The sequence below is a fragment of the Methylomonas subterranea genome (assembly GCF_024505185.1).
GTDB classification, from domain to species: domain Bacteria; phylum Pseudomonadota; class Gammaproteobacteria; order Methylococcales; family Methylomonadaceae; genus Methylomonas; species Methylomonas subterranea.
In genome coordinates this window covers 1-1,945 of record NZ_JANIBJ010000086.1, presented here as the reverse complement: position 1 = coordinate 1,945, position 1,945 = coordinate 1, and the positions used below count along the sequence as shown (strand labels likewise).

General features: G+C 54.5%; 1 protein-coding gene. It reads right to left on the bottom strand.

The window, feature by feature from the left end:
- Positions 1-104: 104 nt before the first annotated feature.
- Positions 105-1,058 carry an integrase domain-containing protein gene (locus NP590_RS20380; RefSeq protein WP_256604581.1) on the bottom strand — a complete coding sequence of 318 codons (954 nt, stop codon included), beginning with the start codon at positions 1,056-1,058 and terminating at the stop codon, positions 105-107.
- Positions 1,059-1,945: the final 887 nt, after the last annotated feature.

The following is a 1,945-nucleotide window of genomic DNA, read 5'->3' as shown; positions in this document are numbered from 1 at the left end:
TCTGTTCGATAAATTCCACGAACTTGACCATACGTCCAACCTGCAAGCGGCGATGGGATTTGGCGCCCTGACGGACATAGTGGTGGGCCAGAGTCTGGATCTGTTTAACCAATATAGACACGCACCACCTCCAGACGCTCATGACCCAGTTCCTGAGAAAGGATGCTGCGGACGCGGTGATCCAGTTTTTCCGCGGCTTCCAGACTGATGTTGAGTTGGATTGCCATGTAGCTGTGCCACGCTGATGTGGTGATTGCTTTTTTGATCGGCGCCGGTACGCCGGTTAATGCCTGGTAACGCTGCTGGGCATAATAGTGACGCTGGCCATGAAACTGGAATTGCTGCTTTTGCGCTTGGCGGTAGCAGTGGTCGCGAAAATCGACATAGCGCAGATTGGCGGGAATCATCGATGGTCCATCCTGCAGACTGGCTGCTGTTTCCAGTGCCGCCAAGGCTTCCGCAGATACTGGCACGTGGCGCCGTTTGCCGCCTTTGGTGCCGCTAAAGACGGTGATGCGGTCTTCCCATTGGGCTTGGCGAAGTGCTTTTTGTGCATTCAGCAAGGCCGATTCCTTGAAACGCAAGCCTAATGTCCGTTGCAGATTGAGCAAGACGGTAATGCGTTCGTCGTCGACGCTGATTTGCAACTGTTCGTGCTGCAACTGTGGCATGGCTTTGCTGGTTTCCGGAATGTAGCGCCGTTTGGGTATACCACAATCCTTGGTCGGACTGACCGTCTGCCAATTGCCGTTCGTTGCAGACGTCATGATGCTGTTGACCGCCGAAACATACAGTTGCGCGGTCGAGGCTTTCAATTCGTCGCGTTCCACCCTGGCTTTCAACGCCTGGCCATAAGCCATCACGTGTTCGCGGTTGATGTCTTCCATGCGTTTGATGCCTTGGGTTTGTTCCAGCCATTTGGCAAACACCGACCAGCGTTCGGCGAGTGTGCCGCGCGTGGCGAAGGCCTTGCCCGATTGATGGGCGCAGGTTTTTCCGGCTCGGGTCAGATTGCGACTGCCAAGACCGAGATTTCGGCCTCGCTTTCGACTCGCCATCAATGGTTTTGGCGCTTGGTCATCAGGAGGACTGACACACGCGCCTGTGCCAGTCTGGTTTGCTTGGTATTCGTCAGGTCGATCGATTGGCATGGTTAACCTCCAGAAAAAAGTGGGCAACAGCCTCCCTTGTCCAAAGCGGACTGGGACTGATTTCATGGGCAACGCCATGCGCATCAGCAGTCGGCTTTGAACAAGGGAGCCGGGGTGGCCTTGTTAAAACAGTTTTTCTTTCGTCATGAGCGGGGGACCCCGGCTCCAACCCCACTTGGGTATACAAGGCCAAACTCATGACGATGAGTGTTGACGCACGGGTTGCCTACCCGGCGGAGGTGTATACCCAGTGTGAGGTGCGCGGCTTATGACTCGCTGCGCGGGCGAGTAATTTTTGTCGGTCGGTAACGAACTCGGGGTGCTGGCCAGACGCATTCAGCGTCCAATTACGACGCTAAACTCGGCCCCTTACACGTTCGAGACAGACTGACCCGGCAAAACCCGCGATTATCATGCAGGTATCCGGTTGATTTACTTAATGGAAATGCTTGAATCCCGTTCTGTTTCTGTTTTTTAGAAACGGCGAAACAGTGGGCTTGGGTGTGTACCGGAAGACGTTATGCGAACGTCCCGGTGTGAGATTGAAGGGAATCCAGATCCAATCCGCGTGACGAAATCGGTTGTTAAGCCGGCAAACGCGACTGCCGGTGGCACAGACCGATCTGAAAACGGGACGACGGGATTCTAAAAGACGTTCAATCGCCTTGCTCTGGTGGGCAAGCAGTCGCCTGTCGCCGATCCAGATGGGGACGATTGATATAAAACCATAGCTATAAGTTTGCCACCACTGAACCGGTCAAACGACCTTTCAGTATCCATTTTGCGGAACCGGG